Annotated in this window: 17 protein-coding genes; 7 read left to right on the forward strand and 10 right to left on the reverse strand. The window is 42.4% G+C overall.

From position 1 onward, the window contains the following. The first annotated feature begins 269 nt into the window (after nt 1–269). Nucleotides 270–1,274: a peptidoglycan DD-metalloendopeptidase family protein gene (locus HMPREF0659_RS00700; protein ID WP_013264851.1), complete on the forward strand. Its 1,005-nt coding sequence runs from the start codon at nt 270–272 to the stop codon at nt 1,272–1,274. Between the two features lie 132 nt (nt 1,275–1,406). Here HMPREF0659_RS00700 and HMPREF0659_RS00705 read toward each other — a convergent pair whose 3' ends face one another. From HMPREF0659_RS00705 to HMPREF0659_RS00745, 8 genes are all read right to left on the reverse strand, one after another. Next, nucleotides 1,407–2,624: an anaerobic sulfatase-maturation protein gene (locus HMPREF0659_RS00705; RefSeq protein ID WP_013263972.1), complete on the reverse strand. Its 1,218-nt coding sequence runs from the start codon at nt 2,622–2,624 to the stop codon at nt 1,407–1,409. A 436-nt stretch (nt 2,625–3,060) separates the two neighbouring features. Continuing rightward, nucleotides 3,061–3,504 (reverse strand): hypothetical protein, encoded by a 444-nt coding sequence (locus tag HMPREF0659_RS00710; RefSeq protein ID WP_044045796.1) that lies wholly within the window; start codon nt 3,502–3,504, stop codon nt 3,061–3,063. Between the two features lie 161 nt (nt 3,505–3,665). Further along, nucleotides 3,666–4,445, reverse strand: a complete 780-nt coding sequence (locus HMPREF0659_RS00715; RefSeq protein WP_013264546.1) for a glycosyltransferase family 2 protein — start codon at nt 4,443–4,445, stop codon at nt 3,666–3,668. After that, nucleotides 4,442–5,716, reverse strand: coding sequence for a glycosyltransferase family 4 protein (locus HMPREF0659_RS00720; protein WP_013264974.1), 1,275 nt, complete (start codon nt 5,714–5,716; stop codon nt 4,442–4,444). Before HMPREF0659_RS00720 ends, HMPREF0659_RS00715 begins: the two co-directional genes overlap by 4 nt. Before the next feature lie 824 nt (nt 5,717–6,540). Next, the gene (locus tag HMPREF0659_RS00730; RefSeq protein ID WP_013264247.1) at nt 6,541–7,020 is read right to left on the reverse strand and encodes a hypothetical protein; all 480 of its coding nucleotides are present in this window, start codon (nt 7,018–7,020) and stop codon (nt 6,541–6,543) included. After that, nucleotides 7,010–7,522 carry an RNA polymerase sigma factor gene (locus tag HMPREF0659_RS00735; protein ID WP_013264916.1) on the reverse strand — a complete coding sequence of 171 codons (513 nt, stop codon included), beginning with the start codon at nt 7,520–7,522 and terminating at the stop codon, nt 7,010–7,012. Before HMPREF0659_RS00735 ends, HMPREF0659_RS00730 begins: the two co-directional genes overlap by 11 nt. A 498-nt stretch (nt 7,523–8,020) precedes the next feature. Continuing rightward, on the reverse strand, nt 8,021–8,713 hold the full coding sequence (locus HMPREF0659_RS00740) for a 2-C-methyl-D-erythritol 4-phosphate cytidylyltransferase (protein WP_013263954.1): 693 nt from the start codon (nt 8,711–8,713) through the stop codon (nt 8,021–8,023). Nucleotides 8,714–8,735: 22 nt separating this feature from the next. Continuing rightward, on the reverse strand, nt 8,736–9,305 hold the full coding sequence (locus HMPREF0659_RS00745; protein ID WP_044045798.1) for a DJ-1 family glyoxalase III: 570 nt from the start codon (nt 9,303–9,305) through the stop codon (nt 8,736–8,738). 134 nt (nt 9,306–9,439) lie between these two features. On the opposite strand from HMPREF0659_RS00745, the gene HMPREF0659_RS00750 reads away from it, so the two are divergent. The 6 genes from HMPREF0659_RS00750 (at nt 9,440) to HMPREF0659_RS00775 (ending at nt 16,390) form a co-directional block, all read left to right on the forward strand. After that, a complete protein-coding gene (locus HMPREF0659_RS00750; RefSeq protein WP_013264842.1) occupies nt 9,440–10,330 on the forward strand; it encodes an NAD kinase in 891 nt (296 codons plus the stop codon). Nucleotides 10,331–10,477: 147 nt separating this feature from the next. Continuing rightward, the gene (locus HMPREF0659_RS00755) at nt 10,478–12,157 is read left to right on the forward strand and encodes an ABC transporter ATP-binding protein (RefSeq protein WP_013264892.1); all 1,680 of its coding nucleotides are present in this window, start codon (nt 10,478–10,480) and stop codon (nt 12,155–12,157) included. Between the two features lie 128 nt (nt 12,158–12,285). After that, the gene (locus HMPREF0659_RS00760) at nt 12,286–13,215 is read left to right on the forward strand and encodes a redoxin domain-containing protein (protein ID WP_013264193.1); all 930 of its coding nucleotides are present in this window, start codon (nt 12,286–12,288) and stop codon (nt 13,213–13,215) included. A 379-nt stretch (nt 13,216–13,594) separates the two neighbouring features. Then, the gene (locus HMPREF0659_RS00765; RefSeq protein WP_013264157.1) at nt 13,595–14,092 is read left to right on the forward strand and encodes a hypothetical protein; all 498 of its coding nucleotides are present in this window, start codon (nt 13,595–13,597) and stop codon (nt 14,090–14,092) included. 308 nt (nt 14,093–14,400) lie between these two features. Continuing rightward, nucleotides 14,401–15,849, forward strand: a complete 1,449-nt coding sequence (locus HMPREF0659_RS00770; protein WP_013264711.1) for a hypothetical protein — start codon at nt 14,401–14,403, stop codon at nt 15,847–15,849. Nucleotides 15,850–15,856: 7 nt separating this feature from the next. After that, a complete protein-coding gene (locus HMPREF0659_RS00775) occupies nt 15,857–16,390 on the forward strand; it encodes a DUF6646 family protein (RefSeq protein WP_174254471.1) in 534 nt (177 codons plus the stop codon). 101 nt (nt 16,391–16,491) lie between these two features. Here HMPREF0659_RS00775 and HMPREF0659_RS00780 read toward each other — a convergent pair whose 3' ends face one another. Together HMPREF0659_RS00780 and pulA are read right to left on the reverse strand one after the other, a co-directional pair. After that, on the reverse strand, nt 16,492–18,471 hold the full coding sequence (locus HMPREF0659_RS00780) for a glycoside hydrolase family 13 protein (protein ID WP_013264641.1): 1,980 nt from the start codon (nt 18,469–18,471) through the stop codon (nt 16,492–16,494). Nucleotides 18,472–18,622: 151 nt separating this feature from the next. Next, nucleotides 18,623–20,536: a type I pullulanase gene (gene pulA, locus HMPREF0659_RS00785; RefSeq protein ID WP_013264044.1), complete on the reverse strand. Its 1,914-nt coding sequence runs from the start codon at nt 20,534–20,536 to the stop codon at nt 18,623–18,625. Nucleotides 20,537–20,627: the final 91 nt, after the last annotated feature.

The following is a 20,627-nucleotide window of genomic DNA, read 5'->3' on the forward strand; positions in this document are numbered from 1 at the left end:
ACACCACAAAATTGGCTTCAAACGCCCTGTTTTAGCGACTTGACATAAATCATGTGGGGGCAAAAATACGTATTATTCCTTTGTTAAACAGGCTAAAAAAATAGCTAAGGTGCAATTTATTCTATATTTTTTCGTTATCTTTGCGAAGTCTTTCGGTAAAAAGTTTCGTACTTTTATGAAGTTTATCAACGACTTAACCGATAGAAAGGGATATGAAAATCTGTCCCGTGCCGCAAGGCATCCAAGTGTCGAAATAAAATAACTTGATTATGACTTTTAAGAAAATAGTTAGGACTTTTGCTCTAACATCTCTCTTAACTTTGACAGCCCATTCAGCAAATGCCCAAGACTTGCTTGCCCGTCAAGCACCAATCGACCGCCGTGCTAAAGCATTAGACACAATGGTTATTAATCGTCTTCGCGAAGCTGAGGAAATCGAAGAGCCTTCATCTGAACTCTATAATGATTGGGATAACAATTATGCACACCGTGGAGGTAACCTCCCGGATGTATACAAGATTGATCTTCGTGGCTTCCATATGCCAACACCAAGCCGTGTGATTACAAGTAACTTCGGACGCCGTTGGGGTCGTCGTCACCAAGGATTGGATATTAAAGTGTATATTGGCGATACTATTCGTGCAGCCTTCTCTGGTAAGGTTCGTGTAGTAAAATACGATGGAAACGGATATGGTAAGTATATTGTTATCCGACATAATAATGGACTTGAAACCATTTATGGTCACCTTTCAAAGCAAATAGTAAGTCCAAACCAGACAGTTCGTGCTGGGCAGCCTATCGGATTAGGTGGTAATACTGGTCGTTCTACAGGTTCTCACCTTCACTTCGAAACTCGTTTGGCAGGTGTGGCTTTGAATCCAGCACTCTTCTTCGACTTTGCTAACCAAGATGTTACTGGCGACTACTATGTATTCCGTCGCAACACTGTAGCGCAAGAGTCAGAGCGTGCAACAGCTGCTCGTGGTACTTCTTCAAGCCTTGGTTACTCTCGTGAGAACATTCAGGGCAAAGGCAACCAAAGTCATAGTTCACGTCAGGAAAGAAACTACAACACTGATTTCTCAAGTCATACTCCACGTAATGAGGCAAGTGCTGATAATGGAAAGATTTTCTATCACAAGGTTGCTAATGGTGAAACCTTAGAAACGATAGCCAAACAACATGGCATCAGTATCGAACAGTTGTGCCGTCAGAACCGCATAGGCAGATTGACGCGAGTATCAGAAGGACAGCTACTCTCGATTACGAAGTAAAGATTTAACCCACCATACAAACAGCTCCGATGGACATAGTCTATCGGAGCTGTTTTCGTTTATAGTCTTTTCCGTTTATAGGAACAAAGGGAAAGAGAATTAAGTCGGATATGGAGTAAACTCAAAGCGAGCTTACTTCCCGAACACTTGATTCATTACATTAGCAGGTGGGCGCTGATTTTCCAGCTCGTTCTTCATAAAGTCCATATAAGGCGCTACATGCTGGAAGAACTGATGATACCCCTTACAGAGATAGTTAAGGCCAGGATTGCCGTAACAATCGCGAATAAAACGATTCTTCGGGCACTCTCCATGGCAAGCAAACTGATACTTGCACTCCTTACACTGTTGTGGAAGAAGTCTATACTTTATCTTGGAAAAGTCCTTCTGTCGGTCGCTATTCATCATCTCATAGATGGTATGCTGCGACAAGTTGCCAAGTTTATGTTCTGGATAAACAAAGTGATCACATGAATAGACGTCACCATTATACTCCATAACGCCGGCATGACCACACTCTTTAGCCATGGTACAAATACCTGGTGCAACGCCAACCCAATTCGCCAAAGTGGCATCAAAGAGCTGTATATAATATTCGCCTACATCATGGTGTACCCACTCATCGAAGATAGTACAGAGGAAATTACCCCATTGTTCAGCCGTGACAGAGAAGTCGGTTAGCTCACCACCTTCCTGCATTCCTGGTGCTAAGGTCAGCCCATCTGTACGCTTAACAATACGCTCCACGATAGGTGTAAACTGTATATAACGGCAGCCAATCTCCTTGAAGAAGTGATAAAAGTCTAACGGATAGTCTGCATTAAAGTCGTTGACAACGGCGAGTGCATTCCATTCAACCCCATGCTTATTCAATAAGTCTATGCCTTTCATCACCTGATGGAAGGAAGGCTTACCCATTGCGTTGCGGCGATACTCGTCATGGAACTCTTGTGGACCGTCAATAGAGACACCCACAAGGAAGTTATTTTCCTTGAAGAAACGACACCACTCATCGTTTAGTAGAATACCGTTTGTCTGAATACTATTGTCTATCTGACGGCCACGAGCGTAATAACGCTGCAGTTCCAACGCACGACGATAGAACGAGATAGGACGCATCAGTGTCTCACCGCCATGCCATGTGAAGAGGACTTGTGGTGTTGTCTGTGCCTCGATGTACTCCTTGATGAATTTCTCAAGTAACGCATCGGTAATAACATGATTCTTATTATCGTCATATAGCTTACTCTTCTCCAAGTAATAACAATACTTACACCGCAGGTTACAAAGTGAACCAGCTGGCTTCAGCATGATATACATGGGATGACTAAAGGGAACAATGGTATTCATAATAATCTTGTTTCGAGTGGCAAAGGTAGTCAATTATTTACTAATGGCAAAACATTCCAGATGACTTATTAAGCCCTTGCCAGTCATTGACTCATGAACTCTCTTTTCAGAGTAGGTAGATATGACTTCGTATAGTCGTATTTTGCAGGGTATTTAGGGGCTAATACCAATGGTGTTTACCAACCGCACCACACGTGCTAAGCCTTAACACGATATGTGCGAAGCATCCGCACATCATGTGCGGAGCAATTACGCAGTAATAAAAAGCGGAAAGAAAACTTCATTCAGCATGTCATAATATGTCGTGATGGTAATAGAACTAACTGATAGAAGGACTTGTTTACGGAATAAGAGAAAATAAAAAAAATGTTCCAAGACTATTGACCGCAAAAGGGTTTAGCCTTGGAACACGCCATATATAGTGTGAAACGAAATCTTACTTAGAGGTTGTCGTGTCTGGTTTAAAGGAGTCTGAGATTCCTTTACCTAATTTCTTAAAGAACTTCTTGCCATCGGCACCAATCTTACGGGTTACCTCACCCATAGTCTTGGTTTCACGTTTAATCACCTTACCCATGCCACGTGAGAAAGTCTTAAAGCCGTCTCTAACCTCCGTTTCGCCAGATTCATTGTTGTCTGGTAGCGGTGCATAGGTTGAGTTATTACTATTTGCATTGCCATTGTTGGAAGGCTTAGGCTTTGATACATTAGAAGAATTTGAAGCCTTAGAATTGCGATTGGCTTGCTTCGCTGCAGCCTGCTTATTTGCTCTTACCATGCCTGGTGATGCTCCAGCAATACCACTATACTCTGTTTGCGCTGATACCGAGAGGCACAGCAACAACAAAGCTACTAACATTTTAATTCTCATTCTTTCCATTTTCGTACGTTTTATTAGGTGAAGAGGACAGAGCATGAACGTGCTCTAAACATCCCCATAATAATACAACTTACTGAATAAAACGATTTTATAGCGCAGAAATTGCCGCCCTTAACAATCAATAGGACGTATTAAGGGCATTTAAACTAAAGGTAACTGCGCTATTTTATCAAACTACGCACAGCAAACCATGCATGAAGGAGGACTGTTTGAATCAGTCCATAGTGCTTACACATCACGTCAAAACGCTCACGGAGTGACTCTTTGTGATGAAGGGTTGTCTGTCCTTCACGTACATAATTTGCTACTACAGCATGGATATTGCGCAAAAGGAGTTGCTGACGTTCGCCCTCTTTCATGACACGTATACACCAATCTACATCTGCTGAATAGCGATAAGTCGTATCATATAATAGTGAGCGAGCGATGTCTAAGCGAGCATAAAATGCTTGATGGCATACCAACATACCATAACGGAAAGAACGCCATGTGAGTCGTTCTGAAGGACTTAGCCTGCGGTGGCTAATAAAGTTGCCCTTTTCATCAATGATGTCTGTGTCACCAAAGAGGACGGCAGGGAGTTCCTCGCCATCTCCAACAACAGCAGCAAGTACCACCTTGTCTAAGGTATCGGGATTAGGGAAGCGGTCACCTGCATTCAGGAAGACAATATAATCGCCAGTAGCTTGCTGTAAGCCTTTATTCATTGCGTCATAAAGTCCTTCGTCTGGCTCGCTTTGAATACGTACGATATGCTCATTCTCAGCCTCGTCAGACTGCTGCTGATAGGCTTTAGCAATCTCTAAAGTGTTGTCTGTTGAAGCTCCATCAATGATGATATGCTCCACATGAGGATAGTCCTGCATGAGCACACTGTCAAGTGTCGGTTGCAGAACCGAAGCTGCATTATAGGTTATAGTGACTACTGAAAATGTGATCATAATCGGAAATTCTTATAGGCGAGTGCCTCATTATATACTTCAAGATATTGCATTGCGACGCTACGTTGTGAATAACAGCGTAGTACTTTCCCCACAGCTGCTTCTGAGAGGGCTGTGTAGTCGGACTCATCAAGCACCCAGTGTATGCCCTTTGCAAGGTCGTCTGCATTGCGTTCTGCCGCTACATAGCCATTCTTATAATGGTCAATCATTTCAGGTATTCCTCCAACCTTAAAGCCTATCGGAGGTACACCACATGCCATTGCCTCCATAATAGTATTAGGGAGGTTCTCTGACAAGGATGGTAAGACAAACACGTCACAAGCATTATAGACATCAACTATCTGTTGGGTGTCATTAACATAACCTAACTCACAGACTTCAAAATCGAACTCCTCCCTAAGATCTTCTGCATGTCCTCCGAGTATAGCCACGGCAGTGTTGTCCACCATCTCTGGGTATTTCGTAGCCAATTGGTGGCATGCTTCGACAAGATAAGAAATACCCTTATTTACATTTGTTACTCGTTGTGAGGCGAAAAGAATTATCTTTTTATTTAAAGGGAGTCCTATCTTTATACGTGCCTGCTTGCTGTCGGCAGGATGGAAAACGTGTGTATCAATGGGATTAGGGATAGAACGCACCTGTTGACCAGTGAGGATAGCACTCTTGTGAGCCTCTTTTTCAAGCCACTTACTACATGTAACAAACATGACGTTACGCCCTTCAAGCATCTTCTTCTTACGTTCTAAGACCCGATGAGATAGGTCGTTTGTAGATCCACCATTGGGTAGCAAGCGGCAATTACCACATGCCGACTGATAGCGTAGACAGTTTAATGTAATATGACAAATGCCTGTTGCGGGCCAAATATCATGCATTGTCCACACGACAGGCTTCCCACTGTCAAGAATCTTACGGATACCTTTCAGCGAGAGCATACCCTGATTAATCCAAGACAAGTGTATGATATCAGCCTCTTTGAACTCGCGTAGCTTCGTAATGTCCGTTCCTGTGTTTGCTAAGTCTATCTCAAAGAGATGGTTTCGAGAGAAATGAAGGTTCCAATATACGCAGAAACGCTCCCATAACAAGTTCCATTGGTTACGCCATTCGTGCCCAAGACTGACCACAGTGATGTCATCTGTCAGTTTATCTCGTACTAACATCTTTGCCTTCACTCCATTGTTATTCAGAGCATCTTTGAGTCGGTTGGCTGCAACAGCAGCACCACCTGTTTTCTCACTGGTATTTACAATCAGTATTCTCATTGATATATCATTTGCAGCAAAGTTACAAGAAAACAGATAAAAAGCCAAGAAAAGTGACTAAATATTGATTGTTTGCGCACACAAAGGGTTGATATGTATCAAGAAAAGATAGTTTTCAATATAAAAGTCAATGTAAATGTTGCACAATACTTGAAAACATTCTAACTTTGCATTGTCAAAAGGTTAATAGATTGTTTAGGTTAGTAGTAATAGATTTAGGTTTTTAGTTATTTTATTAAGGTAAAAGTTTAACGATTGATCAAGGATGACAAAGGTGACCGTGAGGTTCCCTTTCATTTGAAAAGATTTCTTAGTTAAACATACTAATAACGCCGAAGCTCGTTGAGAGTCTCGGCGTTTTTCTTCTTTAAACTTTGCCCTTTGAACATTGAACTTTACCCTTTGGACATTGAACTTTACCCTTTGAACATTGAACTTTGAGCTTTGAACTTTGTCTTTAGGCATCATCAGTAATCATAATTAAGCCCTTTGAACATTGAACTTTACCCTTTGAACATTGAACTTTGAGTTTTGAACTTTGTCTTTACGCGTCATCGGTAATCATAATTATGAACCTTTGAACATTGAACTTTGAGTTTTGAACTTTGTCTTTACGCGTCATCGGTAATCATAATTATGAATTTTGAATTATGAATTCTGAATTAATTCTCCTCGTTTTCCAGCATAAGAAGAGCCGACACTCATTAGGAGTATCGGCTCTTCTACGTTAGTATGTTATGAAAAATTTGAGAGAATTGAGACTTCACAGCCTCGAGTTGTTTTACTTAAAATGATTATTTTATAGAGAAAGCATAGAAATTGTCTTACTTTGTGATGGTTGATACAGGTGACTGTATCTTATGTTGTAAGGTGTCGCTCACTACCGAGTCGGCCTTAGCAACAGATGGACCCTCCTGAGGTTTGTTAACAGCTGCAGTGTTTGGACTTACCTGATGTACATCAGCATCAGAGAAAGCAACCTGCATTGCATTACCTAAGGTAAGGAAGATTGCTACCACAGCAGCTGCCTTGAAGAGTGGCATAAGACGGTGGCGCATTGTTATTACACGTGCCTTTACTGGCTCGTCTTCCTGTATTAGTCCGAGGACTCTCTGGTCAAAGTCATCGCCCAAGACGTCCATCTCCTTCTCATTCTGCTCGTAAACGAACAGAGAACGATAAGGCAGCAACGCAGCTGGAATGTCCTCCTGCGAGAAGAACATACGCAAGATTTCCTCTTCTTGGAGAGAAGTCTCGCAACGCCAGTAGCGTTCCAGTAATTGTTCGATGTACTTATAATCCATAATTGTCTAATTTCAAGTATTTTTGTTTGACCGTTTGGCGAGCTCTAAAGATGTTTACCTTCACTTGCTCTTCGCTGATTTCGAGTATTTCTGCAATCTCTTTGTATGACTTTCCTTCAAAATCTCTTAGCTGTATGCAGCTTCGTTGTTTCTCTGGGAGAGCGTCTACAATCTGTTTAACGAGACTGATTTTGTCCTCTTCAATCATTCGGTCTTGAGGATTAGATGAAGCGAGAGGCTCAGTTACTTTCACATCTTCCAAAGAATCATTGTTGTTTTCCTTCTTTTTGATGCGGTCGAGCGAAAGGTTTCGACATACGGTGAGGCTAAATGCTTCGATAGAATCGATGTTTTCCCACTCGTATCGGCGGTTCCAGACCTTTATCAGTGTGTCCTGAACGATGTCCTCAGCCTCAGCTCTGTTGAGCGTGATACGGAGTGCAAGCCGGAAGAGTTCATTCTTCAACGGCAACACATCGTTACGGAAACTGACTTTTTTCATCTTCTCTCTGTTTAAATGACGCTTATCTATGGGGAAAAGTTACAAGCATGGGGTGAAAAATGCTGTTATTTAACTTTCATTAAGACGTTAGCTGTTGTTTTTTTGTTGCTTATTATTGCTCTTTTATTTGGCTTTGGGGCTTATTATAAGGGCCTTATAGCGTTCTAACTTATATAATGTTAAAGGATTTTTTCTCATGAAAAGAAACATTTTTCTTCATGAAAAGAAATATTTTTTTTCATGAAAATAAATTCTTCTTTTCGTGAAAATAATTCCGAAATAACGCCCTTTATATTCTTCATCTCTATGCTTTACACATCTTGGTTGTGCTGTTTATCAGTCTTAAACATCATCTTTACGTTTCCACTCTTTCGTCTTTCTTATCCAATAACTCCATCAAACTTATTCAATAACTCCATCAAACTCAGTAATCATAATTATGAATTATGAATTCTGAATTTTGAATTAATAATAGTAATCATAATTATGAATTGTGAATTATGATTCATGAAATAAAAGAACTTCAGCCACTTTCAAGTCGAATGGGGTTGTAATCTTAATGTTCTCGCGATTTCCTTCCACCATTGTTACCACTTGTCCGAGTCGTTCAACAACGCTCGCATCATCGGTAAAATCGGTACTTTCTTCTTGTTCGTATGCCTGTTTGATAAGCTGAATGTCGAAAACCTGTGGCGTTTGTACGGCTTTGTAGTTGCTACGCTGTACGTTTCTTCCGCTTGGAGAGTCACCGATAAAACGCAGAGTGTCAGTGACTGGTAATACAGGAATGACCGCTTTTGACGTCTGAGCAGTATCAAAACAACGCGCAATGGTCTCACAAGAGACGAAAGGACGCACCCCATCATGGATACCAACAAGTCCAACATCATCTGTAGGAATCATCGAAATGCCATTCTTACATGACTGAAAGCGACTTGCACCACCATCAGCTAACTGGTACTCTTCATCGAAATGATACTGCTCACATAGTTCCTTCCAATATGTTTGTTGCTCTTTCGGTAAGACGAGGATAACTTCCAAATCCTTATCGTAGGCATGAAAGCGACTGATCGTGTGCATGAGGACAGGTTTCCCACCGACAGGAAGAAACTGTTTGGGTATGTCTGCTCCCATTCGCAATCCCTTTCCGCCAGCGACGATGATGGCATATTTTGATGTTTTAGACGTCACAATTCTATGCTATGAATATGGTTTATGAATTGAGAAGACGGTCGTAAATCATACCCTTCTTTATCTCTTCCACCTTCTCAGCAGGTAGGAAATAGCTTAGAAGCTGATATCCGTATGGGAAAGAAGCAGCAGGACCGGCACCAGTTGTTACGTTTCCGTCTTCCTGAATAAGTGCTCCTGTGTATTCAGCATCCTCACCTAAGTAGCTTTCCATACCTGGATAGATTGTAGCTTTCTTCCCTTTCAACAAGCCAACAGATGCCAATACCAATGGAGCAGCACAGATAGCAGCAATGCGTTTACCCTTTTCAAACTGCTCTTTGAGGGCTTTGCGAACGCCTTCGTGCTCGTTCAAGTTTTTTGAACCGGGCATACCGCCAGGCAACATCAGTAAGTCTGCGTCCGAGAAGTCGGTTATGTTCTCAAAAAGGAGGTCGGCTTTAACCACTACACCATGTGATGATTCAACGAGATTACTACCTGTAATACTAACCATCTTCACCTCTACGCCTCCACGTCGTAGGATATCAACAGGCGCCAAAGCCTCAACTTCTTCAAAGCCATTAGCGAGAAACTCATATACCTTAGCCATAATTATTTTATTTTTACGTAATAAATCCAATTAAAATCTTTACTTTTGCAAATGAATAGTGTCTGCAAATATACTAAATATTCATGGTATTGTGTGGCTTGTAAGACTAAAAGAATTAAAAAAGGCATGTTTTTATGGCAGAAAAGAAACTTAGTTTTGCTATCTTCGGCAATGCTTCTAAAGCTTTTGACTCGCTTCAGATAACAGAAATCTTAGACTATCTGAGGGAGCATGAAGCTGATGTATATATTGAACAGAACTTTTATAATAGCCTACAAAAAGAACTTAAGAAGTCGATTTCTATAGCGGGTGTATTCGAGGGGGTAAACTTTGATGTCGATTATGTCATCTCCTTAGGTGGCGATGGTACTTTTCTAAAGGCAGCAAGTAAGGTTGGTCCCAAGCAAATACCTATCATTGGCGTGAATATGGGACGGTTAGGTTTCCTCGCAAATGTTGCTCCAGAAGAAATTAAAGACGTACTTAATAATGTCTTTGAAGGAAGATATGAGATCGAGGAGCGTGCTGTTATCCAACTTGAAGCAGACGGGAAAGCTCTTGAGAACTGCCCTTTTGCCTTGAACGATATTGCGATTTTGAAACGTGATAATGCTGCGATGATATCAATAAAGGCAAGTGTTAATGGCGAATTTTTGGTAACTTATTTGGCAGACGGACTTGTTATCAGTACGCCAACAGGCTCAACAGCTTACTCTTTGTCGGTTGGTGGTCCGATTATCGTACCTCAATCAGGCATTTTAAGTATGACTCCTGTAGCACCACATAGTCTGAATATTCGTCCAATCGTTATCAGTGATGAGGCTGAGATAAAGTTGGAAGTAAAGAGTCGAAGCCACAACTTCCTTGCAGCTGTGGACGGAAGGTCAGAGAAACTCAGTGAGGGAGTAACGCTAACGATAAAGAAGGCACCGCATAAGGTGCGTATCGTGAAGGTCTATGGGCAGCGTTTCTTCTCAACACTACGTGAGAAGTTGATGTGGGGAGCTGATACACGCCAGTTTTAGGAAGGCTGATTGTTGGTGAGAAAGGCAGTGAATAGCTTACCATACAGTTTAGTTTTCCTATTCAAACTATCCTTATTGGCTATGCTAACCCAGCTGAAAAGTCTATCATTCCCACGCCTTCAATAAAATTAAAAATAAAAGGTAATAATGCTAAGCAAGATAAAGAAACTCTTTCAAATCCCTGAAACGCGTTACACAAGCAAGGAGATATTCCGCTGGTTGTGGAATGCTTGGCGTGGTAATCGCAAGCAGGCGATACTGAATGCTTTGATAGGTATTCTCAGCGTAGTCGTTTCTTTGGCAACAGTATGGGCTGTTCAACATGCCATTGATGTGGCTTCTCATGTCATAGAGGGCAGTATTTATACCGCAGTGAGCATCATGGGAGCGTTGATACTCTGTGATTTCGCGTTGAGTATAGCCTCTGTGTGGGTAAAGAACCTGTTAGGTATCAAGGCGCAGAACCGTATGCAACAGCGCATGCTCGACCGTATTCTACGTTCGGAGTGGCACGGAAAAGAGCGTCATCACAGTGGTGACGTACTTAATCGATTGGAATTTGATGTTGCCAATGTGGTAAGTTTCCTCACCGAGACGATACCAAGTTCAGTCTCAACATTGGCTATGTTCCTCGGTGCTTTCTTCTATTTGATGTCGATGGACTGGCGTCTTGCCATTATCATTGTCGTTATGATTCCACTATTTGTCCTCATCAGCAAGGTGTATGTACGCCAGATGAGACGACTGACACGTGAAGTTCGCGACTCAGACTCAAAGGTTCAGAGTGTTTTGCAAGAAACGATTCAGCACAGAATGCTCATCAAGACACTTGAAAGTGACGAGATGATTGTTGGAAAGTTAGAGGGAACACAACACGAGTTGCGTCGTAAGGTAGTGCGAAGAACGAAGTTTTCTGTATTCTCAAACCTTGTTTTGAACTTTGGGTTTGCCTTTGGTTATCTTGTTGCTTTCACGTGGGCAGCCCTCCGCATGTCGGCTCATTCGCTGACTTTTGGCGGTATGACAGCCTTCTTACAGTTGGTAAATAAGATTCAGAATCCTGCTCGTCAATTAACGAAATTAGTACCTGCTTTTGTCTCAGTATTCACTGCTGCCGAGCGACTAATGGAGTTAGAGGAGAATCCTTTAGAGGAACAAGGCGAACCGATAGAGGTGGCTGGACCTTGTGGTATTCGTTTGAATCATGTCGACTACCGTTATGATGATGCCGAACGAGAGATATTGAAGGATCTTGACTTCGATTTCTACCCAGGCTCTTGTACGGCTATTCTTGGTGAGACAGGTGCTGGAAAGACAACGCTTGTACGTATGCTCCTTGCCTTGATGAAGCCTAATAAGGGCTCTGTAGAGATTTATAACGAAAAAGAAAGCAGAGAGTTGACACCGCTCATGCGTACCAATTTTGTCTATGTCCCTCAAGGTAATACACTTCTTAGTGGTACAATCCGTGAGAACCTACTACTCGGTAAGGTCGATGCAACGGAAGAAGAGATGATTGCAGTACTTAAGAAGAGCTGTGCTGACTTTGTTTTCCATCTTCCTTTAGGACTCGATACGCTCTGTTCAGAGCAGGGAGGAGGACTCAGTGAAGGACAGGCACAACGCATTGCCATAGCTCGTTCGTTACTGCGTGACCGTAGTATCATGATATTTGATGAGGCAACGTCAGCCCTTGACCCACAGACAGAGCGCGACCTCTTGAAGAATATACTCTCCAATCACGATAAAACGGTGATTTTTATCACCCATCGTCCAGCTGTTGTTGACTATTGCGACCAGACGTTGACCATAGAAAAAATACAATAATGTATTTGCGTTATTCAAAATAAGGTCGTATATTTGCAACATGACTGAAAACTGAAAGGAGAGCTAAAAACTGCAAATTCCAATCTTATTAGTGGAAGAAAGATAAAGAATATAGAATAAAATTAGATATGAAAAGAATTCTTTTAGCTGTTGTCAGTGTATTTCTTATGTCCGCATCAGTGGCTTTTGCACAGACAACAAACGTTGAACCAACTAAGGATTTAGATGCTAAGTATGCCACGAACATGCTCAAGCCGGGTACTCGTGCGCCTGAGTTTAAGTTGAAGACATACGATGCTAAGGAAATAAAGTTGAGTCAGTATCGTGGTAGTTACGTGGTATTGGATTTCTGGGCAAGCTGGTGTCCAGACTGTCGTCGTGACATTCCTGCCATGAAGGCGCTTTACGAGCAGTTCCGCGATTATGGAGTGCAGTTTGTTGGTATCTCTTTCGATACCGATCGCGAGGTTTGGGCACAGACTTATTGGGGCAAGTATCAGATGCACTGGACACAGGTGAGCGAACTAAAGAAGTTCAGAAAGAATACTGTTATCGACAAGTTGTATAAGATTGATTGGATTCCTTCAATGTATCTCGTTGACCCAGAGGGCAAGATTGTCATGGGAACGGTGGAGATTAATAAGCTGAAAGCGAAGTTAGAGTCTCTTCCACTCACTCCGCAGGTGAGCAAGACAGAGGTTCTCCCAACCTTTGAAGGCGGTCAGGAAGCTATTGACAACTATTTTGCACAGAATCAACGTCGCAGCATTCAGTCATTCCGTTCAAAGGTGCATGCCGAGATGACTGTCGTTTTCAACGTCGAGATGGATGGCACTGTTACTGGTGCTCGTGTCGTTGATGTAAAGAACGTGAAGGGTACAAGCAAGCACTTCATGAAGATGGATGCTGAGAAACAGAAGCGTGTGTTGGAAAACTGTGTTGAATATTACAAAGAGCAGGCAGTTCGTCTTACGAACAATATGCCTAAGTGGAACCCTGCTATGCAGAATGATCGCCCTGTAAAGAGCAAGACAATAGTAAATATTGTCTTCCAGTAATAGACGGATTGGACAACAATTAAGTTCTAAATAAGATGTACAAGGCTGTCCTAACGAGGGCAGCCTTGTGCTTTCTTAGTTCTTGAAAAAAGCTCTTTTTGATTCTACTTCATCCTCATCTTTTATCGTGTTAGTACTCCGCACCATTGGTGCTTACCCTCCGCACACTATGTGCTAAGCACTAACACGTATAGAAGAGATGAGTAAGACGAACTTTTATTGACCAATGTTTGGAGACAAGAATATTAATGCTTACTTTTGTGAAAAGTACATAAAGGAAAGGTTATAGTTGATAGTTGCACTGTTTTATAGTGTCTTACGTTCCGATATAGTTAGTAGGATAGATTGATAGCGGTTGACTTTTTAATTTTTTAGAAGGATGAATAAGTTTTTATGGTTATGTGGTATAATTGCCTTCGCAGTCGTCAGTTGTACAGAAGGTAATCGAGGTAGTATCAAGAAAAAGGATACACTCAGTGCGTATGACTCCGTTCTTATTGGACGTGATCCCGGCTATAGTTGCGGTCGTATGGAGGTTTATTGGATGTTATATAAGAATGGAAGTGTAACGAAATGTACACGGCCATTATTTGTATCTGACGATGGTAAAGACACTGTCAGAACTGTTCGTTTTAAAGATGATAGTGCTCGTCGTGTACAAGAACTTGTTGATGATATGTTTGTTAAGGGTACTGTAAAGGACATTGTGGCGGTAAAAGGTAACGAACATTGCAGTGATATGGGTGGTCTATACATCTATATTTACTATCCAGGAAAGACCGTTCGATATGAATATAACTGGGGACAAACAGGTGTAAAATACTCTTCCGAGTTCAATGAACTTATGAATCTATTAAAAGTGCATGATGCTGAATAGGGAGAAAGATATATAAAAGCAGCGAGAAGAGCGTTAGGTCTTTCTCATTGTTGTGTCTATATACGAGTTATGCATCCTCTTTATGCTCAATAGATTAGGTTAATTTGGATAAAAATAATAGTAGGCTGTGAAAGTTTCTTTGAATTATTTGTGATTATCCGATAAAAAATGTACTTTTGTGTTCAGTAAGTTAAAACTCTAAAAGGAGGATGAAGAGAGCCTAAAATTATATAGTGTAACGAACTTTTAGATCGCTTTTTAAAATATAAAGACAATCTTAATCATTAACTATTAACGATAAAGTAATTATGAGAACTCTGCTATTATGTGTTATTGCGTTGTGCTCTCAGGTGATGAGTATGACTGCTCAGGTGACAGGAAGAATAGAGTATCCTCACCGTGCTGACTATGAAGATCAGGTTGTGTTGCCTGTGGATGACAAGGGACTGGTCATTCAGTCGTTTGCCAAGGACAGCAAGGAGGGTAAGCGTTACTTCAAGACAGAATTTTATTCAACTGCAATGAAGCTGATAAGTACCGATTCAATATTGATTGATAAGGGTATGTATTTCTATTCAGATGTGGTTGAGAGTGGTGTGCTTTATACTGTTTTGCGTCAGAAGGATGGTTCGTTTATGATTGTTGCTTTCAATCCTGTAACTCATAAAATAACCACAACGGATGGTGAATACACCCGTAAAGGGTCGATGAGAAATCTCGTTATTGCGAATGGATCAGTCGTTTTCAGTTCTACACAGAAGAAATTAGACCGCATTGGTATCATTGATTTGAAGACAGGTAACTGCCGATTTACTGATATTCACTTCCCAAAAGTAAAGGATAAGAATATCTTTGTGCTTGAAAATACCGTGATAGACAATACTATCTATGCGTTGGTAGGAGTAGAGACCGACGTCTATCTGCTTCGTCTGGATATGCAGGGTAATCAGTTAGGAGCAAACAATCTTACGGCTGATCTTGCTGAACGAATCATCTCGGCATCAGTCTCAAAGGCAGGAAATAAGTTCTTTGTTACAGGAACTTACTCTAAGTCGAAGAAAGGTGGGGCGGAAGGTATTTTCTTCTCAGAGCTGAAAGACGATAGGTTTAATAATATCAAGTTCTATAACTTCTTAAAGTTGAAGAACTTTACGGAGTATATGAGCGACCGTAAGCAAGCAAAGATTGAACGAAGAAAGGAAAAGGCAGAGAAGGCTGGTAAGGAGTATTCACTGAAGTATTTGATGGCTTCTCATCGTATTATGACGGATGGTAAGGATTACTTCTATCTTGGTGAGGCTTACTATCCTGTTTATCGTACAACCTGGATTGGTAATACAATGATTACAACCTTCGCTGGTTATAACTATACACACGCTGTTCTTGCAAAGTTTGATGTTACAGGTAATCTGCTTTGGGACGAATGCTTCCCTATGGAGCCACGCCTCATGCCGATGTATGTGAAGCGTTTTGTTTCTGCAAGTATGAAGGGTAATAATGTGAATCTTCTCTTTACAGATAAGAACAGACTGGTATCTAAACTCTTTAGAAATGCGGATGGAAATGTGATTCAAGACCGTACGTCGGAGATTATAGAAACGGATAATGAAGACGAAGATGTTAAGAAGATGCGTTATTCTAACTCTCAGCACTGGTATGGAGATAACTTCCTCGTCTATGGAACGCAGGTGGTGAAGAATACTAAGACTGGTGAACGCCGTAAAGTGTTTGCTGTTACAAAGTACACTATAAAATAATTGAGCTATGAAGATGATGAGAAATGTAGATAAATTCCGCCTCTTTCAATGGCTTTTACTGCTTGGTTGTCTGCTTTGTGTTCCGCATAGTGCACAGGCACAGGCGTGGGACGGAGAAGGAGATATTAAAGTTTATGCAGGTTATGCCAATGTTGGAGGGAGGTCTGGTATAGAGTTGGGCAGCGATTATGCGCTTAGCGACTACGTTTCAGTAGGCGGACAGCTAACTTATGTCAACGTGAAGGACTATGACGAAGGACGTGATAGAGCCTTTATGGGGTATGATTTCAGCTTGACGGGTAACTATCATTGGGCTGAAGTACTGAAACTACCATCCGTACTGGATATTTATAGTGGTGTTTCCGTCGGCTTGCGAACAGCTGGTTTGCAGGCAGGTGTACGCTATAACTTTAGTGAGACATTCGGACTTTATGGGCAGGTGCGACAGAATCTCTTCAAGACTTTTGGCGATGATGTGGAACATGGGCGCGTCTATCAAGGCAAAACAGCTCTCTCTGTGGGGCTGACTGTTACGTTCTGATTTAGTGAATAGAAACAACAAAGACTATCGGGAACTCCGATAGTCTTTGTTGTTTAGTGTGAAGTTTATATTCGTTTTGTCTTTTATTCGACGTTTTAAAGTTAGAAACTGAGCACCATTGCTTGTCGTTGTACCAAAGGAATGTTCTTTGTGAGGTCTACAGTAGCACCTGTAAGGACATCGGTTGCAGTGGTATGTGAACCAATTACTTCGGCATAGCGGGCTACATCGACTTGGTTGTCAGCTTTCTTACCATTGAGGATGGTGAGGACCGTCTTGCCATTATGTTGACGAGCGAGTACATAAACGCCATGCTGAGGAATGAATTGTGTCTGAGAACCGTTGATGATTACATCGTTGTTCTGTCGCCAATGGAGTAGGCGGCTGGTCCAATCAAACATAGCATTCTCGGCTTTAGTACGACCTTCATGTGTGAACTTGTTGACCTTATCGCCAGGGAAACCACCAGGGAAGTCTTGTCGCACATTGCCATCTGTTTCCGTTTTCGTACCGTTCATCAGAATCTCCGTACCATAGTAAAGCTGTGGAATACGCTTCATTGTCAGCAAGAGAGCGTAGGCCTGCTTTAAAGCCGTTGAGTCCTTACCATTGCCAAGGTAGCGGTCAGTATCGTGATTCTCAATGAATGCCATCACAGAAGATGGGTCAGTATAGAGGTAATCATAGCAGAGAGAGTTGTAAATGCGGTTCCATCCCTTCCACCAATCATCTGTTTCCTCGTTCTTTGCCTGCGAAAGACGATCGAAGAAGGCGAAGTCCATCACCGTTTTTAGATTGCTGTTAATGTCAGAGAGTTTGCTGTCTTTCTGCCAAGCTGCCGTATAAGCTGGTTCTGTTACCCATGTTTCGCCAACGGTGTTGAAGTTAGGATATTCCTTGTTGAGGACTTTCATCCAATCAGCCATGGCTTGTCGGTCTGCGTAGGGATAAGTATCCATACGGATTCCATCGATACCTACGGTTTCAATCCACCAAATAGAATTCTGAATCAGATACTTAATAACGTGTGGATTGCGCTGGTTGAGGTCAGGCATAGAGGGTACAAACCATCCGTCAACAGTCTCTTTCATATCCACTTTGCTGGCGTATGGGTCGAGGACTGGAGTAAGCTTGTAGCTTGTTTGCAGCCCATAGTTAGGACTGTTAAACCAATCCTTTGATGGATAGTCTTTGATTGTCTTGCCGTTTTCATCAATGCGTGTATGCTTAGCCCATGGATGATAGTCTCCGCAATGGTTGAAAATCATATCCATAACCACCTTTAATCCCTTCTTATGACATTCGTCAACGAGGGCTTTATACTCCTCATTTGTACCGAAGCGAGGGTCAACACGATAGTAGTCGGTTGTGGCATAGCCGTGATAAGTACTGTGTTTGCCACCATCGGCAGGGCGATCATTCTCCAATACTGGCGTCAACCAGAGGGCAGTAACACCAAGGTCAGTGAAGTAATCGAGGTGTTGGCGGAGTCCTTCAAGGTCGCCACCGTGTCGAAGACTTGGCTCATTGCGGTTGCATAGTTGGTCTTCCATCCCTTTGATTACATCGTTCTTTGGATTACCATTAGCGAAACGATCGGGCATCAACATATACAGAACATCCGAGATATCGAAGCCTTTGCGGTCTGCTCCTGCCATCTCGCGTGCCTTTAGTTGGAACTTCTTAGTTGTCTTTTTACCGTTCTTATTAGAGAAGGTAAGGGTCACCTCACCCGGTTTCGCACCTTTTAAGTTAAGATAAACAAGGAGATAATTAGGTGAGTCGAGGCGTACGAGCGAGTCAATCTTTACATTAGGGTAGTCCGTTGTAACGTCTGCAAACTTGATATCCTTGCCATATACCATCAGCTGTAACGTTGGGTCCTGCATGTCAGCAAACCAGTTGGTAGGGTCAATGCGGGTAACGTTTGGTGTAGCTGTTCGATTATTGGCTTTCTTTTGAGCTGCCGTACTGTTCTGAGCGGTCATAGGAGATGATAAAAGAAGTAAGAATAAAAGAATCTTCCAAGTCTTTTGAAAGAGGGAAAGATTAGGTTCGTTCGTTAGTTGTCTGCGGTTCATTTTAGGTAATTTGTTTTGCTGTGGTATTGGGCTTATTAGCCTAATTATCCTAATAGGGCCAATAAGCCCAATATCCTTAACAGCTATTAATAATCTGCTGAATGGTCAGCAATCCTCCTCTTAAGAGGAAAGTGGGGAAGGGCATAGCACTTTAATCATGCAAGATAAGGGCTGACTGGGCGTCAACCATCACCTCACCACCTTCCATTTTGCCTAATCCAGCTTCGTTAATTTCACCATTAGCACATACAATCGTATACTGACCCTTAGGGATGTTGACGGTGCGAAGTTCCTTGTTAGCATTGAGGATGACGTAGATGTTCTTCCACTTATCACCACCAGCATGGTCTTTTAGGCGGAAAGCAACCAAGCAGTCCTGTACAGGAAGGAACTCAAGATGCTTGCGAACGAGGTCGGCTTTGCCCAATCGGAAGGCTGGGTGTGCCTTGCGAAGGTTGATGAGTCCACTGTAATAGTTGAATATCTGCGGATAAGTCTTGAGGTTATTCCAGTCGAGGTGATTGATACTATCAGGTGAATTATACGAGTTATGCACCCCTTTCTTGTTGCGAAGCATCTCCTCACCAGAGAGCATGAAAGGTACACCCTGTGATGTGAAGATAGCCGTTTGGGCAAGTTCATTCAGACGAATCAGTTCATTCTCGTCATATTCAGCCTCTGGAATAGAAGCCTTCAGACGGTCAACAAGGCACAAGTCGTCGTGACAACTGACATAAGAAATCATCTGAGTAGGCTCAATGGCATAAGGTTTCTTAGAATAGTTTACCTTTGAGTAGTCTACCTGTGGGTGCTCAATCATACCCGCAATACCTGCCTTCAAGCTCTCTTCCAAGCCTGTAACGCCACCAAGCATACCGGGCTTATGGTCGTCAGAGAAGGGTCCACGCAAGGCATCACGGATGTCATCAGAGAAGGCTGCAATGCCCGGCATCTGTGGAACTGCTGCCTTCATCGCTAACTTCTCAAGTGGATAAGCACATGTACCAGCGCTCCATCCCTCTCCATAGACAAATATCTCTGGGTCGATAGCATTGAGTTCATGACGAATATCATTCATTGTTTGAATGTCATGCACACCCATAAGGTCTACACGGAAACCGTCAATATGATATTCATTTACCCAATACTTCATTGATTCCAGCATATAATCGCGCATCAAAGGGCGCTCACTTGCCGTCTCATTGCCACACCCAGTGCCATCAGAAGGTGTACCATCAGCCTTGTATCGGTAGTAAGCCTTAGGATAAGTACGCTCAAAGTTACTATTTGTAAGGTCGAAAGTATGGTTGTAAACAACGTCGAGGATAACTCTGATACCCGCCTTGTGCAATGCTTGTACCATCTGCTTGAACTCCATAATACGGCGTGTAGGCAGGTTAGCATCGTATGAGTAGCTACCTTCTGGTACGTTATAGTTCAATGGATCATAGCCCCAATTATACTGTGGTACGTCCGGTTTGGATTCATCTATCGAAGCAAAGTCGAACGAAGGGAGGATATGCACAGCGTTAATACCCAACTTCTTCAAGTGATCAATAGCCTTCTGCTCAGTTAAGGCAAGGTATTTACCCTTGTGCATCAAGCCCGATGAAGGATCAATAGAGAAGTCACGGTGGTGCAACTCATAGATAATGAGGTCTGCCGGACTCTTAGTTGGTACACGACGATCACTCTCCCAGCCTGTTGGGTTGGTCTCTTTCATATCAACAACGGCACCGCGTCCGCCATTACAGCCGACCGCTTTGGCAAAGACACCCGGTGTCTCGCCGTGTCCGATATCGAAAGTATAGAACTTACCTTTGAGGTCTCCCTTCACAGTAGCCGTCCATGTATTGTCTCCACTCGGTGCAAGTTTCACCTTCTTATAGGCTCTTCCACCTCGTCCTGCCTCATAAAGGCGAAGCGTTGGCTTAGAAGGCGCGTTGAGACGGAAGGTTGTCTCACTCGGAGAATAAGACATCTCGTTGAATCGCTGTTGTGCAACAACGTTCTGCGAGAGTATGAAAGCAGCTACAGATGCTGCAAGGTTGTATTTTAATTTCATTGGGTTGTAGGTGTTGGGTGATGGGTGTTGAATGTTGGGTGATGATGAATTGGGGTGTAGGGGTTGGGGGTTGGGTGATGAATGTTAGATG

The sequence above is a fragment of the Prevotella melaninogenica ATCC 25845 genome, assembly GCF_000144405.1.
Lineage (GTDB): Bacteria > Bacteroidota > Bacteroidia > Bacteroidales > Bacteroidaceae > Prevotella > Prevotella melaninogenica.

Bases quoted from the DNA above. Each gene is read 5' to 3' on its own strand.
- HMPREF0659_RS00780 (WP_013264641.1), bottom strand. From the start codon at position 18,471: ATGAACCGCAGACAACTAACGAACGAACCTAATCTTTCCCTCTTTCAA.
- pulA (WP_013264044.1), bottom strand. From the start codon at position 20,536: ATGAAATTAAAATACAACCTTGCAGCATCTGTAGCTGCTTTCATACTC.
- HMPREF0659_RS00755 (WP_013264892.1), top strand. From the start codon at position 10,478: ATGCTAAGCAAGATAAAGAAACTCTTTCAAATCCCTGAAACGCGTTAC.
- HMPREF0659_RS00735 (WP_013264916.1), bottom strand. From the start codon at position 7,522: ATGAAAAAAGTCAGTTTCCGTAACGATGTGTTGCCGTTGAAGAATGAA.
- HMPREF0659_RS00750 (WP_013264842.1), top strand. From the start codon at position 9,440: ATGGCAGAAAAGAAACTTAGTTTTGCTATCTTCGGCAATGCTTCTAAA.
- HMPREF0659_RS00710 (WP_044045796.1), bottom strand. From the start codon at position 3,504: ATGGAAAGAATGAGAATTAAAATGTTAGTAGCTTTGTTGTTGCTGTGC.
- HMPREF0659_RS00765 (WP_013264157.1), top strand. From the start codon at position 13,595: ATGAATAAGTTTTTATGGTTATGTGGTATAATTGCCTTCGCAGTCGTC.
- HMPREF0659_RS00760 (WP_013264193.1), top strand. From the start codon at position 12,286: ATGAAAAGAATTCTTTTAGCTGTTGTCAGTGTATTTCTTATGTCCGCA.
- HMPREF0659_RS00700 (WP_013264851.1), top strand. From the start codon at position 270: ATGACTTTTAAGAAAATAGTTAGGACTTTTGCTCTAACATCTCTCTTA.
- HMPREF0659_RS00770 (WP_013264711.1), top strand. From the start codon at position 14,401: ATGAGAACTCTGCTATTATGTGTTATTGCGTTGTGCTCTCAGGTGATG.
- HMPREF0659_RS00720 (WP_013264974.1), bottom strand. From the start codon at position 5,716: ATGAGAATACTGATTGTAAATACCAGTGAGAAAACAGGTGGTGCTGCT.
- HMPREF0659_RS00715 (WP_013264546.1), bottom strand. From the start codon at position 4,445: ATGATCACATTTTCAGTAGTCACTATAACCTATAATGCAGCTTCGGTT.
- HMPREF0659_RS00745 (WP_044045798.1), bottom strand. From the start codon at position 9,305: ATGGCTAAGGTATATGAGTTTCTCGCTAATGGCTTTGAAGAAGTTGAG.
- HMPREF0659_RS00775 (WP_174254471.1), top strand. From the start codon at position 15,857: ATGAAGATGATGAGAAATGTAGATAAATTCCGCCTCTTTCAATGGCTT.
- HMPREF0659_RS00730 (WP_013264247.1), bottom strand. From the start codon at position 7,020: ATGGATTATAAGTACATCGAACAATTACTGGAACGCTACTGGCGTTGC.
- HMPREF0659_RS00705 (WP_013263972.1), bottom strand. From the start codon at position 2,624: ATGAATACCATTGTTCCCTTTAGTCATCCCATGTATATCATGCTGAAG.